Genomic DNA, 19,607 nt, shown 5'->3' with positions numbered 1-19,607 from the left:
AACTGTTAATTTGGCAGCAAGCATCACTTAGATAAATATTGCAGATTTGGCAAGAAAATGCGTACCCCTAAATATTTATCCGTTAACTTTCACATCAGCGGCAATAACTCCCAGAATCCTACCCTTGGAATCGAAGAAGGGACCGGAAACAGTAATACAATTCTCCCCGGTAGCGGAAGATTCATAAACATCAGACACATACATGGTCTGATCTTCCACGGCTCCACTGAACCATTCCCGGTTTGACCAATTCTTTCCGCAGGCTGAGCTGTCTTCGGCAAAACTCTGCCACTGGCCGCTGATGTTGCTGACAGTCTGTATTCCTTTGTGGTCGGTAATATAAAGGAGTTCGAGAAAACGGTTGTTTCTCAAAGCAGTATGCATGGCCCGTTCCTGCAATCCCCTGTCCAGAGAACGCACATCGGAAGATTTAGCCAGAGAATCAATCACTTCCTGCACCTTGCCATTACCCACCAGCTTAAACACACCAATCATATCATCAAGATCAGCAACGCGTCCACCAAGAACGGAAACTGCCTCCCCGGCGCCGGCCATTGCCTCCCCGGTTTCATTTGAAATAGAATGGACCTCAGTTACTGCTTCACGGACATTGCTGCTTGCTTCGGCCTGCTGGACGGCTTCCTCAGCAATCAAGCGCACACCTAGAGAACTCTTCTCGGCAAGCTTGACAATCTCTCCAAGAGCTTCGCCGGAACTGGAGGCCAGCCCGGAAGCATTTCCGGCCAAGTCGTTAATATGATTAACCCCGGCCACGGTCATCTCAACCTGTTCCTGAATCCTGCCGATCTCAGTTCCCACATCGCGGGTGGCTTCCATGGTTTTTTCTGCGAGATTGCGGACTTCGTCTGCAACAACGGCAAATCCGCGTCCGGCATCACCGGCCCTTGCGGCCTCAATAGCGGCGTTCAGGGCCAACAGGTTTGTCTGGTCGGCAATGTCGGAAATCACGGACATAATGCTGCCAATACCTTCAGCCTGTTTACCGAGTGTCTCCACCCTGCTGTTCAACTCATTGGTGTTGGACATGACTGTATTTATGGATTCGATGGTCTGATCCAGAACTTCCTCGCCGGACTTGGCCCGTTCGGCAGCAGCCCCGGCATCCACGGCTGCGGATTCGGCACGGTCCACAGAATGTTTGATGGAAACGTCGATCTGCTCCATGGAGGAGACCACAGACGAGAGAAACTCAAGCTGTTTTTCGGCCCCTTTACTGGCCCGGGCAGAAGATTCACCAAGCATAGTTGAGCTTGAACGAATGCCATCGGCAGCGTTTTCAAGGGTTCCGGCAGCGGAAAGCAATCCTTTACTCCGAGCCTGTTCACCCCGCGCCCGCGCATCTTCAGCCATTTTGTAGGCTTCCATCTGGCGAAAAATTTCCACTTTACACTGCTCGTCAGCCTGCTCAAGGCGAGTAGAAAGCTCATGTACGTAAGCCGTGAGCTTTTCTGCTACGGGCAGCATTTCAAAAACTGCTTTGAAATCACTTGATGAACCTGAACTAATTTCATCCATCCAGCTGTTAAGCATAGTGATATCAGCCATTGCTTTGGCCCGAATCATCATTCCCGCAACCAGCACGACCACAGCCGCTGCAGAGAAAAGGCCAAGCAGAGGCACTTGTCCGGCAAAAGTTTCAGGCATCAAGGCCAACAGAAGCAGTAGCCCAAGCAGAACCAGAATATTTACCAAAACATAAACACCAATCCTGCCAGACATAACCAACTCCTTTTTAATATAATGCTTATCCGGCAACTGCGCCGGGAGAGAATCAACCTTTCCCGCTTAAGGTAAACTCCAGTGCACCAACCAGTTCCCGCAGATGGATATTGTCTTCGATACGCCCACCCTCCGGTCCTTCCACATGAAAGACATCAAAAACGGACTGCCCGGTAGTAGAAATTCGAGCCATACGCAGATCAATATTCATCCGGGAGAAAAAAGCGGCCATATCGTAGAGGATACCGGAACGGTCCTGAGTGATGACCTCGATAAGAGTGCACAGTTCACTTGACTCATTGTCGATGCTGATGCGGGTGGGAACCCTGCTGGGGGCGGACCGCGCAAGCAAAGAGCTGCGCTTCTTATGCAGCCGGTAATCAAGGGCCAGCCGTCCGGTAAGTGCATACATAATGGAACGCTCCACCCTGCCCCAGATATCGGAAGGAGCACTTTCAGGCGGAGCCTCGACAATAAAAATGTTCACAGCCGTGCCGTCCGACCACGAAAAAACCTCAGCGGAGAGGATATTCACAGAATGCAGAGCCATTACTCCGCTCTGGGCGGCAAATAGAAAATCCTGGTCCCTGGCGGTAATGACCAGCTTAACCCGCTTTTCATCCTCAGTTTCAAAAGCCCGGACCAGACTTATACCACGCCCGCCCTTACCGGATGGTTTACGAACAAGATCCCTTTCATAAACCCTGTTGAACTCCAGCACCTGCTGCATATGCAGCACAACTTCATCCGGGTCCTCCACAATAAGGTATCTTTCAGGCATATAGGCTATAAGCGACTCCACAATACCGGGGTCTACCACCCCTTTTGCGCATTCACGCACCCGGCGCAAACTGTCGGTCAGCTGCGTCGCGGGGGCCAGATCAACATAAGCTTCGTCACAGAGCACCAGCTCCAATCCGGCATAAATTTCACGCAACAGGGATTCACTCCATGAGTTCCAGACCCTCGGTCCGGTAGCAATGGAGTCAGCCATGGACAGGATGAAAAGCATACGCAGCTTCCGCAGCGACCCGATCTTATCTGCAATCTTCTGCAAGGCTTCTACGGAACTGAGATCAATGGAACGCGAAGCACGAACCAGCAGCAGGTGTTCACGTACAAGAAAAATCACGTCATCTTTAAAACGTGTGGAAAAATCCGTCCGCCCTAGAATCTCCTCGGCAATTCTGGCCCCGCGTTCACTGTGATTGGGCTTTCCTTTGCCGATATCATGAAAAAAAGCACCCAGCAGCAAAGCATCAAAATCAGCAGCGGAAATACACTTACCGCCTTCGGAGAATTCATTGCGGAAAATATCGCAACATTTATGAACAGTAAGCAGTGAATGCCGCCCCGGAGGATACTGGTGGTAGCCGTCATACGGAACCAGCTCCGAAACCTTTGAAAACTCGGGCAGGAAGGATTTTAATACTCCGCTGTCGAGCATCTCAACCGAAGCACGCCAACCGAATTCGCCCTTGAAGATATCAATGACCATCTTCAAGGCCCGGGTAAGATTAATGTCATCGGAAGAACTGATCGACGAAACCGCCCGGCGGGCTTCACGGGTAAGCGGAACCCCGGTACGGGACTTTATGCCGAAAACCTCCAACCCGGCTTTAAGCCCGGCAATACCCCGGTGATCAATAAATGAACGGGAATCGGCATCAAATGATTCCCGAAACAGCCCATCCCCCATAGAACGGACCCGAATCATGGCCTGATGAATGGAGGCCAGCAACTCATTGCCACGCTTTGCAGGATCATATCCTTTAACCCCACAAAAGGATGCAGCGTCAGGCAGAATATCAAGGATAAGTTTATCCTGTTTGCGTTTACGCAAATAATGAACAGCACAGCGGGCCTGCATTAACAGGGCTTCGTCCTTGCAGAGATCAATGAGATCATTTTTGTTCAGGGGCGAGTAATCCCCCTTGATGTCCGCACACCAGCGGATGAACTGCACATCACGCAAGGTTCCCCAACCGTTTTTGAGATCAGGTTCAAGGACAACGGAGTCCATGCCCATCCCGGTTTTGGCCCGGTTATCCCAAAGGGTGCGGCAGAACTCTTCGCCCGCACCGGGCAGTACTTCGGACCGGAATTTCCCGACCAGTTCCCGGAAAGGCTCTTCAAGTCCGGCAATAAAGCGCAGATCAAGAAGTGAAGCCAGTACCTTAAAATCCGACTTTGCCAATTCAAGATTCTGCTCCACAGTGCGCACACCGTGACCGATATCAAACTTGAGGTCCCAGAGAGGATGAAAAAGAAAAGAGGCCAGATCTTCAAGATCTTCCTGTGCGGAAAGTCCGGTAAGAATCAGTACGTCTATGTCAGAAAACGGAGCGAGCTGCCCGCGTCCATAGCCGCCTACCGCCACGATGGAAAGATCGTCATAGGAGGAGAGAATGCCCTCGGCAACAGCCTCCATGATTCTGGATCTGAAATAGTCATCCACCAGAGAGCACATCTGCTGTGGGAAATCCCGCGGCATGCTCCTGGAGCATGCCGCGAGAAGTATTTCACGTCCCGCAAGTAAGCGGTCTATAGATGCCCCTGAGGACGATCCGGGGATTTTTTCAGAATTCATCTAGATGGCTTCCGGACCGGTCTCTCCGGTACGGATACGCACCACTTCTTCAACCGGAATAACGAAGATTTTGCCGTCACCGACTTTGCCGGTCTTGGCAGCTTCACTTACGGCCTCGATAACCTCGGGAACCCGTTCAGCATCAACCACAATTTCAATCTTGGTTTTGGCTATGAAATCAACCTGATACTCAGCACCACGGTAGACTTCCTTGTGTCCGCCCTGACGTCCGAAACCTTTAACATCAGTAACGGTCATGCCCTTGAGACCGAGAGCGGAAATGGCTTCCTTTACATCATCAACCTTAAAAGGCCGTACTATAACTTCTATTTTTCTCATTGGAGCTATCCTGCTTTAACTATTAGGTATTCCAAAGGGACTTAGTTCCCTTGGCCGCCGGGAGGCGAAATCAATTCATCAAAAGCGCGAAGCGCATCAACTCAAATCTACAACTGGTATCCGGCTTCGCTGTGCTCGGAAACGTCCAGTCCTGCAACTTCGTCTTCTTCAGAAGGACGCAGGCCGTAGAACTTGTCGATCAGTTTAAAAAGAATCCAGCTTACAGCAAAACAGTAAACCCAAGTGGCGATGCAGGACTCAATCTGAATCCAGAGCTGGGAAGCGTTGCCGTAGAACAGACCTTCCGCGCCGATGCTGGCGAACAGACCGGTAACGATAGCACCGTAAGTACCGCCGAGACCGTGGATACCGACAACATCGAGGGAATCATCATAACCGAATTTTGATTTCATGAGCACACCGCCGTAACAGACCATGCCGCCGCCGAAACCGATAACGATGGAAGCCATAGGGGTTACAAAACCGGCAGCCGGGGTAATTGCAACCAGTCCGGCAACAGCGCCGGAAGCAGCTCCGAGGGTTGTGGGTTTGCCACCGTGCATGGTTTCAACCAGCAACCAGCCGAGAACAGCGGCAGCCGCAGCAAGATGGGTGGTGACAAAAGCATTGGCTGCAAGACCGTCAGCAGCAAGAGCACTACCGGCATTGAAGCCGAACCAACCGAACCAGAGCATCCCTGCACCCAGCAGGGTCATGGGCAGATTGTGGGGAATAAACGGTTCCTTACCGTATCCTTTGCGTTTACCCATTATCAGACAACCGGCAAGTGCCGCAGCAGCGGAACTCATGTGAACAACCGCACCGCCCGCGAAATCGAGAGCACCGTGATCGCCCATCCAGCCGCCACCCCAGACCCAGTGGCACATAGGAGCGTAAACAAGGACAACCCAGAAAGAAGAAAAAATAAGCAATGCACCGAATTTCATACGCTCGGCAAAGGCTCCGGTGATCAACGCGGGAGTGATAACCGCGAACATGCACTGGAAGACCATAAAAAGAAGGTGCGGAAGATTGTCAGCAGGACTATTGGCTGTGTCCATGCCTACGCCGTTAAGGGCGAAGAAATCCATTCCGCCGATGACTCCGCCGATGTCAGTACCGAAGGACAGTGAATAACCGACCACCGCCCAAATAATGGAAACCAGACCGAGCATGATAAAACTCTGCATGATGGTCGCGAGAACGTTTTTGCTGCGAACCATACCGCCGTAGAACAAAGCCAGCCCCGGAGTCATGAACATGACCAGTGCTGCACAAATCAATATAAATGAAGTATCCGCCGAATTCATTTTGAATCAACCCCGTTGTTTGAAGATTACTATTTTTTACAATTTCGTCTCTAAAATCGTTTTTAATGTTCGTTTTTTTACAATTTTAGAAAAACCGACCTTCAAAAATGCATTTTCAATACATACGAAGCACACTCTATGCCAAAACAGGAATTTTATTACTCGTAAAAGAGATAAAAATACACCTAAAAAACATATTTGCAAATTTTACATGAATTTACACTCAATACAAACGCCACTTAAACAAAAAAATCATTTCAAACTGACAGCAATCCCCGTTCAATTAGACAGAACAATATTACTTGGGAAAAATTATTTGCCCACCAGAAACACCCCAACCCCATAATTGAGACAAAAAAAGACCCGCACCTTATTAATAAGGTACGGGTCTTCTTCATGGCGAAATTCCCGCCAACAGGGCGGGACTCAAAAAATATCTAGAGGCTAAAGACTCCCATCAGGGTAGCCATCAGAGCTATCGGAGTACGGAGCTTCATTGAAAAAGAGGCAGCCACCGGCATTTCAGCAGAGAGCTTACAGCGAAGTTCCTTATAGGCCTGATCCATCTCACGAACACAATCCAACCGCGCCTGCCTGGCCTGTTTTGCCTCTGAACGTAAAAGAGCCATATCTTCGCGATGCATGGATACTAAAGTCTTTACACTGTTCATCAGGCCATCTCCATATATTTCGAAACTGAATCCGTTCTGCTCTAAAAAAGGTTATGGACCGGAAAGCCCGGAGGGGTCGGGGAGGTGGAATGGGCTCTCCGGTCCATACTTGACTAACAAGCTAATCTCTTATTAGCACCATCCGTGCCAAAAAACAGACCACCCCGCTCAACCCGCCAATAGCAAGGCACACCATCCAAAACCGCCAATTATAAACTGACACAACTTCGACCAAACATATTGACTGAGTATAATTTTAACGATATTTCATAAAAATCACTAGATTTAAAAATCAAAGAATTAAATACTAGGGGCATAACCATGACCATATCTATTAATGACTACAAAGCCCTGTCGCAAGAGTTAGACCCGGATAAGCTGCAGACTCAGATATTAGCCTTGCTGTTAAAATTGCAGAATGTGGAACGCGGCTCCCTCTGGATCAAGCGCGACGACATGTATGAATGCGTCGAAGCCCTTGGAGATAAAAGCGAAAACGTCAAGGGTATCAAAATATCCCCGCAGGAACAGAGCATTGTGGGCTGGGTCATCAAACACGGCAAGATGACCATCGCCGAAGCCGGGGACTCGCGCCATTACAGTTCTCTGGAACAAAATTTCAAAGTAAAAAGCAAACTTATACTCTGCTTCCCCCTGCACCTGAAAGGACAGGAAGTCTATGGCGCAGTGCAGGTAATCGACACCAGTACCTCCGGGGAACAGCTCAACCTTGACCCCGCCTACCTGACCATGCTGCAGGACATGGTGGATATCGGTTCAATTTCCCTACGCAATTCCCTTGAATTTCAAAAACAACGGATTGAATTTGCAAAACTGAGCCGCACCCTGAGCAGTATACGCAACAATAAAACCATTGTCGGCAAAAGCCAATCTGTAAATAAAGCCCTGAAGCTGGTTGAAAACTACGGAGCCACCAACTATCCGGTACTGCTTTATGGCGAATCCGGGACCGGTAAAGAACTGTTTGCCGAGGAAATCCACGCTCAAAGCTCGCGCACTCAGAAACCTTTCCTGACCCAGAACTGTAGTGCCATCCCCGAAAACCTGCTTGAAAGTGAATTGTTCGGTTATGAGAAAGGAGCATTCACCGGAGCCACAACCAACAAATCAGGCCTGTTTGAAGCTGCCGACGGGGGAACGGTTTTTCTTGATGAAATTGGCGACATGGACATCAATCTGCAGGCCAAGCTGTTACGTGTACTGCAGGAGAACGAAATCAAACCACTGGGGGGCACGCAGACTAAAAAGATTGATATCCGCATCATTTCAGCCACCAACCGCAATCTTGAAGAAGACGTACGTTCCGGCCGTTTCAGGGAAGACCTTTATTACAGGCTGAATGTCCTCCCCCTAAAGCTGCCCGCCCTCCGCGAACGCAAGGAAGACATCAACCTGCTGACCACTCATTTCCTGAACCGCGAAGCCGCATACAGCCACATGCTGCCCAAGAAAATGTCCCCGGAAGCCATGTCCATCATGGAAGATTACAATTGGCCGGGCAACATTCGCGAATTGGAAAACATGGTCAAACAATTTCAGGCCATGGTCCCAGGAGACACTGTCACCGAACGGGACCTGCCGCGCCACATCATCCACCCGGGAGCAAAGCCGGAAACAAAACCGCCGCAGGAAGCAGCGCCCGTCGAACACGAGCAGCCCAGCGCCCCGCAAGGCGACCTGACCTCCATGACCTGGAAGGAACTGGAGTATTCATATGTAATGAAGCTGCTCGAAAAATACCGCTGGAATATCAGCCGCGCCGCCCGTGCCGCAGAAATCAACCGCTCAACATTTGACTCGCGCATGAAAAAACTGGGGATCAGTAAGCGGGGCTAGAAACCACTCGCCTGAAGTATTAAACCGCTGACGGTAAAACCTCTGGACTCATACATCGGCCCGGTGCTAGAAAAATGAATGAATCATAATCCGATAGATAGGCTTTTCTTAATAAAGCAGGACCGGATTGCTCCATTTTATTTCACACCACATCCCGCATGAGCGGGTGAACAGTTCAAGGATTTACCAGATGCTCCTTCTCGGAATTGATGTCGGCGGAACACACACTGATGCCGTAGCCATAGGTCCAGACGGTCTGGAGACGCAGGTCAAAGTTATCACCGAACACGACAACCTGCTTTCCTCCATCAAGAACAGCCTCGGGGAAATTGTCCGCAACACGGACCCGGGCCGCATAAAACAGCTCAACCTCTCCACCACCCTGTCCACCAACTCCATTGTGGAAGGTAATTACGAAGATGTAGGAGTCATTGTTTCCGCCGGACCGGGCCTTGATCCTCATTCGTTCATGACCTGCAAAGACTTCCACGTCATACCCGGTTCATTGGACCACCGTGGATCGGAAAGCAAAAGGCTGGACCCGCTATCCCTTGAGGAAGCCATCGTTTCCTGCCGCAAAGCAGGAATCAAAGTCTACGCCGCAGTTACCAAATTTTCTCCCCGAAACCCGGCACATGAAAAGGAAATTGAACTTGCTGTGGGCGACAACGCCGATTTCATCACCCTCGGCCACCAGCTCACCGGACGACTGAACTTTCCCCGCCGCATATCCACCGCTTTCTACAACTGTGCAGTCTGGCGGGTCTTTAACAAATTTGCCGACGCCATAGCCGACACTCTGAACGAGATGGGCTTGGGCCATATCAAAGTTAACATCCTCAAAGCTGACGGCGGAACCATGCCGCTAGACATCTCCCGCAAGGTTCCGGTGCAATCCATCTTTTCCGGCCCGGCGGCCAGCGTCATGGGCATCATCGCCCTGTGCAACATTACCCATGATTCCATTATCTATGATATTGGCGGGACCACTACCGACATAGCCATTTTCGCCGGGGGCAGCCCGCTTATCGAGCAGGAAGGAATTCACATCGGTTCACACCCAACCCTTGTACGGGCGCTGAAAGTCCATTCCATCGGCATCGGCGGAGACTCTGCCATTTCAATCCTCGACACCGTAGTCCGGGTCGGCCCCAATCGGTTCGGTCCTTCGATCGCTTTCGGAGGGGAAACACCAACCCTCACTGACGCCTTGATCTGGAAAGGCTCCTGCGATTGCGGAAATATTGAACGCTCCAAAAACGGATTCAACGCTTTTGCCGCCAAGTACGGTCTGGATGCTGAAGAACTCGCTGATCAGGCCATCGGTTATGCTGTAGACAAAATTCACGACTCTACCCGGGACCTGGTGGAAGAAATAAACCAGCAGCCAGTCTACACCATCCACGAACTGCTGGAGAACAGGAAAATCATCCCCCGTAAAATTTACATCATGGGCGGCCCGGCACAGGCCATGAAAATGGACGTGTTCCGTAAATTCCGTCTTTCCACGGAAGTTCCGCAGAACTACGACGTTGCCAATGCCATCGGCGCAGCCCTGACCCGTACCACCACTGAGCTTGAGCTTTTCGCAGATACTGAACGCGGACAGATGTTCATCCCTTCACTGGGACACCGCGAGAACGTCCCCCGCAACTACAATATCGAGGATGCGGAAAAAGACGCAATGAACCACCTGCTGGCCCATCTTGGAGAAATGCATGTAGCCTCTGACGGGGCCAATGCCCAGATTACCAGTTCGTCATCATTTAATATGGTCAATGGCTCCAGCACAGTTGGACGCAACATCAGGGTCAAGTGCCAGATCAAACCCGGCGTGAACCGGATATATTCATAAACGGAGAGAACAATGCTCAAGGCTGAAAACAGTCTGGGAATAATATTTTTCCCCGCCTTTGACTGGGCCATCTCGCCCACCCACCCGGAACGGGAAGAAAGGCTGCTCTACACACAGGACCAGCTGCGCGAAGAAGGTCTTTTCGACATCGAAGGCATCCGCGAATACAAGCCTGAAGTTGCTTCCAGTGAAGATATTGAACGGGTCCACTTCTGCTTTCCCGAAGCCGAGGCGGTTGCCACACGCTCACACTGCATCTCCGCCGGGGGGGCCATCAAGGCTGCCCAGCTTGTAATGGAAGGGGAACGCAAACGGGCCTTTGCCCTCGTGCGTCCACCAGGCCACCATGCCATGAAAACAGTACAGGGTTCCCGCGGCTTCTGCGCCATCAACATCGAAGCCATCATGTGCGAGTATATCCGTGAGCACTACGGTCCCAAGCGCATTGCCATTGTGGATACCGACTGCCACCACGGAGACGGCACACAGGATGTGTACTGGCACGATCCCGACACCCTGTTCATCTCCCTGCATCAGGACGGGCGCACCCTTTATCCGGGAACAGGATTCCCCAAAGAGTCGGGCGGTCCCAAGGCACTCGGAAAAACGATAAATATCCCCCTGCCGCCCGGAACTGCAGATGCCGGATTCATGAAGGTCATGAAAGAGGCGGTCATGCCTATTCTTGATGATTTCAAGCCGGACCTGATCATTAACTCCGCCGGACAGGACAACCATTTCACCGACCCGATAACCAACATGAATTTCTCGGCTCAGGGTTACGCCGCACTGAACTCCATGCTCAAACCCGATATTGCCGTACTGGAAGGCGGTTACGCTATTCAAGGCGCACTGCCCTATGTAAACCTCGGAATTAGTCTGGCCATGGCCGGAATTGATTATTCCCATGTGCGCGAACCGGGCTTCAACCCGAAAACGCTCAAGGAATCAGACGAGGTTATGAATTACATCGGGACCATCTGCGAAGGGGTGAAAGAAATCTATTTCAATCCGCCCACGGAAAGCAGCGAAGGCGTCATCAGCGGCAATTGGTCTGTGCGGCATCGTAATATTTTCTACGATACCGAAGGTTTCACAGAATCCCAGACCGAGTCCCTCCTGCTCTGCAATCACTGCCGAGGTCTGCTGAAGGTGGAAACACAGCGCGAAGGCGGACCTATGGGCTTCGGCCTTGAGATTCCTGCTGCAGCCTGCGACAGCTGCCGTAATCAGGGATACTCACTGCTGGAAGAAGCTCAGGTCAAGAGCCGCTATCGCTACATCCAGCTTATCAACCGTCGCGAGAAAGACTACCTGCGCTACGGATTTTGACAAAAAAAACGAAAACTCCTCAGGTTGAGGGGATAGGTGCGCGCTTTGCGCTTTTATTAACTCTGGTTGCCTCCGGCGGACCTACCGGGAGGTCTAACGACGGTCCCTCCGGGGGCCAGAGAAACTTTTAGCGGGCTTCGTCGGAAATTTGTAAATCCGTTCTTGAAAATAAAAAAGCGGACAATCTTTGGAAGATTGTCCGCTTTAATTTTAGATTTAGTTTTTAAACTATTTGTTTTGCTGCATGCCTTCAATGATGCTGGAAAGATCCCCGGCAAGCTGAGCCAGTTTATCGATGGCCTCGGAAGATTCCACCATGGCCTGCTCGGTCTCATTGGAGATGCGGTTGACCTCTTCGGTCGAACGGTTGATCTGTTCGCTGGCTGCGGCCTGCTGCTCTGAAGCAGTGGCGATGGATCTGATCCGGTCAGCTGTTTCTTCAGACATATTCACAATTCTGGTCAACGCTTCACCGGATTCCCCGGCAAGGGCGGTACTGCGGGTCACGGATTCAACAGCACTTTCAGTTGCCCGAACGTTAGTCTTCGCGCCCTGCTGAATATCGCCTACAGCCTTGTGAACCTCGGAAGTTGCCTGCACTGTTTTTTCCGCCAGCTTACGCACTTCGTCAGCAACAACCGCAAAACCTCGTCCGGCTTCACCGGCACGGGCGGCCTCAATGGCTGCGTTTAATGCCAGCAGGTTGGTCTGATCAGCAATATCTTCAATAACCCCCAACACATTACCAATAGCTTCAGCCTTCAGATCAAGATCTTCCATGGAACTCTTCAAAGAAGCGGCCTGACTCGAAACTTCATCAATTGCACTGACTACACCGGATACAGTATTTTCACCCTGCTCCGCTTCGACCTTGGCCTTATCAGCATCAGTAGCTGCTTCCTGTGCATGGCGGGCAACCTCGAGCACAGTGGCATTCATTTCTTCCATAGCGGTGGCAGCCTGTCCGGCTTCTTCACTTTGGATTCTCGCACCATTACGCGCTTCGCTGACAAGACCGCGCAACTGCTCAGCCGCACTGCTAAGTTCATAAACAACAGAATTAGCCTGCTCCGCAGCATTGGCGATCATCTCATTCTGCTTGATAATGTGGGCTTCACGCTGCTTCAGTTCGGTTGTAACAACATACAAACAGCAACCGCCGATCACATTACCCACTACATCATGCAAAGGGAAAAGGTTAGCCAGGACGTTAATATCGCTGTCGTCTATATGCTTGAAAATAACTTCCCGGTTCATAGCCCGGGTGTCATCATCCATACAGTAACCGATGAGGGACTTGCGGTCGTCATGATAAAAAATCTGTGAAATCATGCGTCCGTAATAGGACTCGGGGTCTTCAGTGGAGCCGATCATCTCCAGACATTCTTTGTTCAGAAAAGTTATATGCTCCTTCAAATCAACGATGCAACAACCGAGCGGCAAACCTTCGAGAATGCTTTGGCTGAAGCCCAAACGCTCTTTGTATAGATCGCTCAGTTCGTTGATAGAAGAACGCAAACCATCCAGCCCCGGGCTGGTGCATTTATCTGCTTCTGAATAATCGCCTTTGATGACAAGGTCGGCAAAAGTGGAGATACATTCCACAGGTCGGACGACCTGTGATTTAAGGACGGAAAAAAGACCAATCCCCAGCAAAGACAGCAGCGCAATCAAGCCAAACGCCAATCCGCTCATTGCCCACGATTCATTGCTGTAGACTGTTAAAATTACACCGCACAGAACTGCTGCGGCAACAAATACCCCAAAATAAATTCCTGCAACAACACGCAGGAACTTTCCATTACCGTTAGTCATTTCGGCTCTCCCAGCAAAGCTTATGGATATTCTTCCCAAATATCCAGAATACACCATCAACACCAAAAATCTTAGCCGGACTGCCACACAAAAAGCAATCGATAATCCATTATTTCGTGGATTTTTGGCGCTGATCAATAGTGCTTTTGGATAATATTTCAAGCCTTCCAAAGCCGGATCTTCATAACCTCGCAAAATCGCTTCTAAACCCTTTATAAGAGCTTGTCTACCAATTTACCTTCATGAAAACAGCAAAGGGGGCTAACACGAATGTGCCAGCCCCCTTAACATACCTGTAACAAAGGATTTTATTGAATCATATTATAATCGAAAAACTCAGTAAAGCAAAATATCTGCCAGAGTCCCGGCAAAGAGCATGACCGAGATCACACCGTTCAGAGTAAAGAAAGCCACATTCACTTTACTCATGTCATCAGCGGAAATAACCTGATGCTCAAAGATCAGCAATCCACCTACAAAAGCCAGAGTGAAAAAATAAATCTCACCCAATCCGGCAGCCAGCCCTGCAAGGGCAAAGAAAATAACCGTGTTTACATGGCTGAAAGTAGAGATAGTCAAAGCTTTCTCAATGCCTAGGTTTGCCGGAATGGAATTGAGGCCCCGCTTGCGGTCAAACTTGCGATCCTGTGTGGCATAAAGGATATCGAAACCCGCCACCCAGAAAGTAACCCCGAAGAAAAACAAAATTGCGGGCAGAGTAAAATTGGGATCAATGCTCAACCATCCGGCAACCGGAGCCAGACCGAGTACGGAACCAAGTACAAAGTGGCAAAGCATAGTGAACCGCTTAGTCAGGGAATAGAAAGCTGACCATGCCAGTGCAAAGTAGGAAAGATTGTAGCAAAGTTCGTTCATTCCTTTACATGCAAGTACGAAAACCACTGCACAAACCACGATAAAACAGAAGGTAAACAAAATTCCCAGCTCCCCGGTAACCAGAGGGCGGGTACGGGTGCGCGGATTTTCACTATCGATGTTAATGTCAAAAAGCCTGTTCACTGCCATGGCAAAAGAGCGAACCGCAACCATTGCTACTGTGAGTAGAGCAAAAGACTTAATATCAGCCGATCCTTCAGTAGCAAGGAAATATCCCATAAAAGCGAACGGCAATGCAAAAATTGAGTGCTCAATCTTGATCATCCGGCAGACAAGAACAATATTTGCCCACAACATCTTCAAGTACTTGCAAAGAATATCCTTCAAAACCCCACTCCTTGATGTTTACTAAAATTTTTCAACCAGCACAGCACCGATAATAATCAACAATGCCCCTGCAATACGCGCAGTAGAAGCCTCCCGCACGGCATACCCTATGAGTCCGTAGTGGTCCAGCAGAATGGATGCAACCATCTGCCCCGCCACCATCCAGCACATCATCGTTCCCGCCCCGAGAACAGGAGCCACGACCACTGCTGCTGCCACAAAAAACGCCCCCATCAAACCGCCTGTCCACATCCACCACGGTCCCTTAACCACTGAAGCTGCTGCGGGCAGCGGAACCTTTGTGAAATATGCATAGGCCAACAGGCTGAGTGTCCCGACAGCAAAAGAGACAATCGCTGCAAGCACAGGATCACCCACGAAGCCTTTCAGCCTCAGGTTGACTCCTGCTTGAGTAGGGGCCAACGCCCCGAAGACAAAAGACATGGATATAAAAAACAGACGCATAAGCAACCCCTTACCTTAATTACTCGGACACGATACATTGCAAGAGCTACAAACACAACAAAGCCCGCTGAAACATTGTTCCAGCGGGCTAATTCGATCATTATCAGGCATCTTTATTTGATGGTAACCAGACCGTAATTCTTTTTACCTTTGCGGATAAGCATGCATTCGCCGCCGATGAAATCTGCTTCACCGGGAACGTAATCAAATTCTGAAACACGCTCGTTATTGATGTACAGACCGCCGCCTGTGATATCCTTACGGGCCTGACCCTTGGACTTAACCATGCCAAGGTCAAGAAGAATCTGGGGCAGATCGGGCAGATCGCCTTTTGCGTATTCGACACCGGGAGCAGCTTCCATAGCACCGCGCAGGGTTGTGGCATCAACGGATTTGAGATCACCCTTGCCGAACAGAGCTGCGGTTGCAGCCTGAACTTTTTCCAGCTCTTCCCTGCCGTGGATCATGATAGTGGTTTCCTCGGCCAGACGCTTGTGAGCAGCACGCATATGCGGTGCTTCTTCATGCTCTTTTGCGATCTCAGCAATCTCTTCCTCTGTGAGGAAAGTAAAGTACTTGAGAAAATTAATCACATCACGGTCATCGGTATTGATCCAGAACTGGTAAAAAGTGTAGGGAGAAGTCAATTCAGGGTTCAAGAACACTGCGTTACCTTCACTCTTACCGAACTTCTGGCCGGAGGCGGTTGTGATCAGCGGAAAGGTTACAGCAAAGCCTTCACCCTGTGCCTTACGGCGGATCAGTTCGCAACCTGCGGTAATGTTACCCCATTGGTCTCCGCCACCAATCTGGAGCTGGCAGCCTTTCTCTTTGTAAAGATGGTAGTAATCGTAGCCCTGCAGCAGCATGTAGCTGAATTCGGTGTAGGAAATACCTACATCATCACGTCCGAAACGGCCCTTTACGGATTCTTTGGCCATCATCCAGTTGATGGTAAAATGCTTACCCACGTCGCGGAGCATTTCAAGGTAGGAAATGTTCTTGGTCCAGTCGTAGTTGTTGACAACCTCAGCTTTCTCGCCGGTATTTCGTTCGCAGAAAGCTTCAATCTGAGCCTTGATGTTTGCAGCCTGGGATTCGATTTTCTCGATGCTGGAGAATTCCCTTTCCTTGTCCTTACCGCTGGGGTCACCAATACGGCCGGTTGCGCCGCCGAGCAGAAAGAGGGGATTGTGACCCGCACGCTTCATACGCACGAGGCAAAGCAGAGGAACAAGGTTACCGATATGCAGGCTGTCGGCAGTGGGGTCGAAGCCGCAATACATGTACTGACCCGGAGTATCCAGATACTCGCGTACCTTCTCTTCGTCAGAAACCTGATTGATCAGCCCTCGCCACTTTAGTTCGTCGTAAATGTTCATTTGGTTAAACCTCTTTAAGATGTATTTATTTGCCTGCATTAGGCATGCCTTCGGCGGGCTTCCGGCGGGGGGCTTTAGATCGATTTTGATGTGATTTCGCCTCCGGCGGCTTAAACCCTTTTTATTGCACCCCTTCCTGGGGCGGTGCTTTTAGGCACCGGGCAAATCCGCTTTCTTGCAGATTTGTGTAAAAAGGACTTAAGAATCCCAAAACCTTTTACTAAACTTCGCTGGAATAGCTCTACGATAGGCAATATTTTTATGAAATTTTCTTATACTGTCATGCGGCCTGAATTATATGTCTCAATTGAGACAGTTTGGCCTGAATCTTCATCTATTTCAAGCAGTACGCCCTGAAGTTCTACCGGACCGGATGCTACTTTCCATTTCTGGGGCAGTCCGGTCACAAATCTTTTAATAACCGGATTCGGGCTTAAGCCCAGACATGACTCGACCGGTCCGCACATCCCCGCGTCGGTAATGTATCCGGTCCCGTTTTCAAAAATACGGGCATCATTGGTCTGCACGTGGGTATGGGTTCCCAGAACCGCACTGACCCTACCATCCAGATAACGCCCGAGGCTCTGCTTCTCAGAAGTGGCCTCGGCATGAAAATCCACCAGCCGGATTTTGATTCCCGGGTCGATCTCTTCCAGAATTTTATCCGCGCACTTAAAGGGACACTCAACCGGGTCCATGAAAACGCGGCCCTGAAGATTGATAACCGCCACAGGCACTTGATCATGGACCATAAAAGAAGTCCAGCCCCTTCCGCGTGTTCCTTCCGGTAGGTTGGCAGGGCGGACAATACGCTCGCTGGTTTTCAGAAATGCATAAATATTACTGAACTTCCAGATATGGTTACCGGAAGTCAGCAGATCTATGCCGTACTCCAGAAGCTGCTGCGCATTCTTGATTGAAAGCCCCACACCCTGCGAGCCGTTTTCCCCGTTGGCAATAACAAGATCAAGATCAAGTTCTTCGCGAAGAACCTTAACCTTGGCAGCAATTGCCTTACGACCGGGACGTCCGAATATGTCACCAAGAAAAAGTATACGCATGGGATTTTTTTTAGCTAAGATGGCATGGAAAAGCTAGGCCCGATTAGGAACAAAAACACAAACCTCTAATCGGGATTCCAAAGACCTGTAGCCGTCAGGCGAAAAGCTTTGCTTCCTGTCTACGGAGACTGAGAGCAGAGCGACTTGTTCCTTTGGTCACGCTAACGGCATCATTCGTTAATCAAAAGCACGATAACGAATCTATATCAAAGATAAAGAAAAGGCCCGGTGAACCGGGCCTTTTAGAAGTCATTTATTTAGCATAGCCCACCGAGCGCCGTTCGCGGATAACGGTCACGCGAATCTGGCCGGGATAGGTCATATTGTTTTCAATCTTGGTAGCGATGTCTTTACAGAGCATATGGGTGTTGTCATCAGATACTTTTTCAGCATCAACCATAACTCTGATCTCACGGCCAGCCTGAATAGCGTATGCTTTTGAGACACCGTCGAAACCGGTAGCAACGTTTTCAAGCTCTTCAAGACGCTTAACATAGTTTTCCAACAATTCCTTACGCGCACCGGGCCGAGCACCTGACAGGGAGTCCGCAGCCTGAACGAGAGTTGCGAGTACGGATTTAGGCGGAACATCCTCATGGTGAGCCTGAATAGCATGGATGATCTCTTTGGATTCACCGTGCTTCTTGGCGAGATCAGCACCGATAACTGCGTGAGGGCCTTCGATTTCGTGGTCAACAGCCTTACCGATATCGTGCAGCAGACCGGCGCGCTTGGCGATCTTCTCGTCCATGCCCAGCTCAGCAGCCATAATTCCACAAAGGAACGCAACTTCAAGAGAGTGCTGGAGCACGTTCTGGGAGAAGCTTGTACGGTACTGCAGCTGACCGATGAGTTTGACGATTTCGGGATGGATGCCGTGTACGCCGACATCAAAGGTTGCCTGTTCACCTATTTCACGCAACTTAACGTCCATTTCCTGCTCGACCTTGTTGACGATGTCTTCAATGCGTGCGGGATGGATACGTCCGTCATGAATCAAACGTTCAAGAGCCTGCTTGGCCACTTCGCGGCGCAGCGGGCTGTAAGCGGAGAGAACAACTGTTTCCGGAGTATCATCGATGATCAGGTCAACACCGGTAGCAGCTTCGAGAGCACGGATGTTGCGGCCTTCACGACCGATAATGCGGCCCTTCATGTCCTCGGAGGGCAAGGTCACAGCGGTTACGGTCTGTTCGTTGACGTAGTCACCGGAGTAACGCTGAATAGCGAGAGCAAGAATCTTACGAGCCTTGCGGGAACCGTCTTCCTTGGCCTCCATTTCAATGGAACGTACCATTTTGGCAGCCTCGTGACGGGTACGGCTTTCGATTTCAGTCAACAGTTTTTCACGGGCTTCCTCAACAGTCAGACCGGAAACTTCCTGCAGCTTGCGTTCGTGTTCGTCTTTTCTCTTTTCGAGATCTTCACGAAGAGTTTCGAGCTTCTTCTCTTTCTTGATCATGCGCTTTTCAAGAGTCACAACCTCGGACTCTTTGCTGGCGACTTTTTCAAGCTTGTTTTCAAGACGCTCTTCTTTCTCCTGGAGGCGCTCTTCCTGGCGTTTCAGACCGCGCTCCATTTCTTTATACTCATTTTCCTGCTCTTTTTTCAGAGCATATACTTCATCCTGCCCTTGAAGCTTGATCTCTTTTTTCATAGCTTCAGCTTCTTTGCGGGCTTCCTGAACAATACGGTCAGCCAATCCTTGGGAATCAGCCAAACGCTTGGAATTCACATATCGGTGCAAGGCGTATCCGCCTGCGGCACCAAGGGCTATTCCAAATAAGATTAGAAAAATATCCCCAAACATGCCTTTCTCCTTTGTATGTTGACAGGCCGTGGACGGCCTGATTCGTCATTACCGATTTGTTAAATCGGAAAAGATTATAACAATCTGCAATGGAAGGTAAGGCAGAGAATAAAAGCAGGCTGGGTGAGATAAGCTTTAAGCGGTCTGGCAGAAAAT

General features: G+C 50.1%; 15 protein-coding genes. 4 read left to right on the top strand and 11 right to left on the bottom strand.

All coding sequences use genetic code 11. From position 1 onward, the window contains the following. Window positions 1–75: 75 nt before the first annotated feature. The 5 genes from ACNI29_RS09625 to ACNI29_RS09605 form a co-directional block, all read right to left on the bottom strand. A complete protein-coding gene (locus tag ACNI29_RS09625) occupies window positions 76–1,740 on the bottom strand; it encodes a methyl-accepting chemotaxis protein (RefSeq protein WP_419781992.1) in 1,665 nt (554 codons plus the stop codon). Between the two features lie 52 nt (window positions 1,741–1,792). Beyond that, window positions 1,793–4,330, bottom strand: coding sequence for a [protein-PII] uridylyltransferase family protein (locus ACNI29_RS09620; RefSeq protein ID WP_419781991.1), 2,538 nt, complete (start codon window positions 4,328–4,330; stop codon window positions 1,793–1,795). Beyond that, window positions 4,331–4,669 (bottom strand): P-II family nitrogen regulator, encoded by a 339-nt coding sequence (locus tag ACNI29_RS09615; RefSeq protein ID WP_419781990.1) that lies wholly within the window; start codon window positions 4,667–4,669, stop codon window positions 4,331–4,333. It abuts the gene before it with no gap. Window positions 4,670–4,776: 107 nt separating this feature from the next. Next, window positions 4,777–5,979, bottom strand: a complete 1,203-nt coding sequence (locus ACNI29_RS09610; RefSeq protein ID WP_419781989.1) for an ammonium transporter — start codon at window positions 5,977–5,979, stop codon at window positions 4,777–4,779. 437 nt (window positions 5,980–6,416) lie between these two features. Beyond that, window positions 6,417–6,650, bottom strand: a complete 234-nt coding sequence (locus ACNI29_RS09605) for a hypothetical protein (RefSeq protein ID WP_419781988.1) — start codon at window positions 6,648–6,650, stop codon at window positions 6,417–6,419. A 321-nt stretch (window positions 6,651–6,971) separates the two neighbouring features. Here ACNI29_RS09605 and ACNI29_RS09600 point away from each other — a divergent pair, with 321 nt between their 5' ends. The 3 genes from ACNI29_RS09600 to ACNI29_RS09590 all read left to right on the top strand — a co-directional run bounded on the left by ACNI29_RS09600 (window position 6,972) and on the right by ACNI29_RS09590 (window position 11,694). Then, the gene (locus ACNI29_RS09600) at window positions 6,972–8,507 is read left to right on the top strand and encodes a sigma-54-dependent Fis family transcriptional regulator (protein ID WP_419781987.1); all 1,536 of its coding nucleotides are present in this window, start codon (window positions 6,972–6,974) and stop codon (window positions 8,505–8,507) included. A 190-nt stretch (window positions 8,508–8,697) separates the two neighbouring features. Continuing rightward, window positions 8,698–10,362 carry a hydantoinase/oxoprolinase family protein gene (locus tag ACNI29_RS09595; protein WP_419781986.1) on the top strand — a complete coding sequence of 555 codons (1,665 nt, stop codon included), beginning with the start codon at window positions 8,698–8,700 and terminating at the stop codon, window positions 10,360–10,362. 12 nt (window positions 10,363–10,374) lie between these two features. Next, the gene (locus tag ACNI29_RS09590) at window positions 10,375–11,694 is read left to right on the top strand and encodes a histone deacetylase family protein (RefSeq protein WP_419781985.1); all 1,320 of its coding nucleotides are present in this window, start codon (window positions 10,375–10,377) and stop codon (window positions 11,692–11,694) included. Window positions 11,695–11,922: 228 nt separating this feature from the next. On the opposite strand, the gene ACNI29_RS09585 is transcribed toward ACNI29_RS09590, so the two are convergent. Next, window positions 11,923–13,509 (bottom strand): methyl-accepting chemotaxis protein, encoded by a 1,587-nt coding sequence (locus tag ACNI29_RS09585; RefSeq protein WP_419781984.1) that lies wholly within the window; start codon window positions 13,507–13,509, stop codon window positions 11,923–11,925. Between the two features lie 22 nt (window positions 13,510–13,531). Between ACNI29_RS09585 and ACNI29_RS09580 the strand changes: the two genes are divergently transcribed. Beyond that, entirely contained in the window at window positions 13,532–13,663 is a 132-nt protein-coding gene (locus ACNI29_RS09580) for a hypothetical protein (RefSeq protein WP_419781983.1), read from the top strand. Between the two features lie 182 nt (window positions 13,664–13,845). Here ACNI29_RS09580 and ACNI29_RS09575 read toward each other — a convergent pair whose 3' ends face one another. The 5 genes from ACNI29_RS09575 to rny form a co-directional block, all read right to left on the bottom strand. Next, on the bottom strand, window positions 13,846–14,733 hold the full coding sequence (locus ACNI29_RS09575; protein WP_419781982.1) for a 4-hydroxybenzoate octaprenyltransferase: 888 nt from the start codon (window positions 14,731–14,733) through the stop codon (window positions 13,846–13,848). A gap of 21 nt (window positions 14,734–14,754) precedes the next feature. Further along, window positions 14,755–15,198: a DMT family transporter gene (locus ACNI29_RS09570; protein ID WP_419781981.1), complete on the bottom strand. Its 444-nt coding sequence runs from the start codon at window positions 15,196–15,198 to the stop codon at window positions 14,755–14,757. 113 nt (window positions 15,199–15,311) lie between these two features. Beyond that, window positions 15,312–16,580 carry a tyrosine--tRNA ligase gene (gene tyrS, locus ACNI29_RS09565; protein ID WP_419781980.1) on the bottom strand — a complete coding sequence of 423 codons (1,269 nt, stop codon included), beginning with the start codon at window positions 16,578–16,580 and terminating at the stop codon, window positions 15,312–15,314. A 272-nt stretch (window positions 16,581–16,852) separates the two neighbouring features. Next, on the bottom strand, window positions 16,853–17,641 hold the full coding sequence (locus ACNI29_RS09560) for a TIGR00282 family metallophosphoesterase (RefSeq protein WP_419781979.1): 789 nt from the start codon (window positions 17,639–17,641) through the stop codon (window positions 16,853–16,855). A 253-nt stretch (window positions 17,642–17,894) separates the two neighbouring features. Further along, window positions 17,895–19,451 (bottom strand): ribonuclease Y, encoded by a 1,557-nt coding sequence (gene rny / locus ACNI29_RS09555; RefSeq protein ID WP_419781978.1) that lies wholly within the window; start codon window positions 19,449–19,451, stop codon window positions 17,895–17,897. Between the last annotated feature and the right edge of the window lie 156 nt (window positions 19,452–19,607).

The organism is Maridesulfovibrio spiralis (SeqCode), assembly GCF_048571135.1.
Taxonomy (GTDB): Bacteria; Desulfobacterota; Desulfovibrionia; order Desulfovibrionales; family Desulfovibrionaceae; genus Maridesulfovibrio; species Maridesulfovibrio spiralis.
This window is presented reverse-complemented; position numbering and strand designations above follow the sequence as displayed.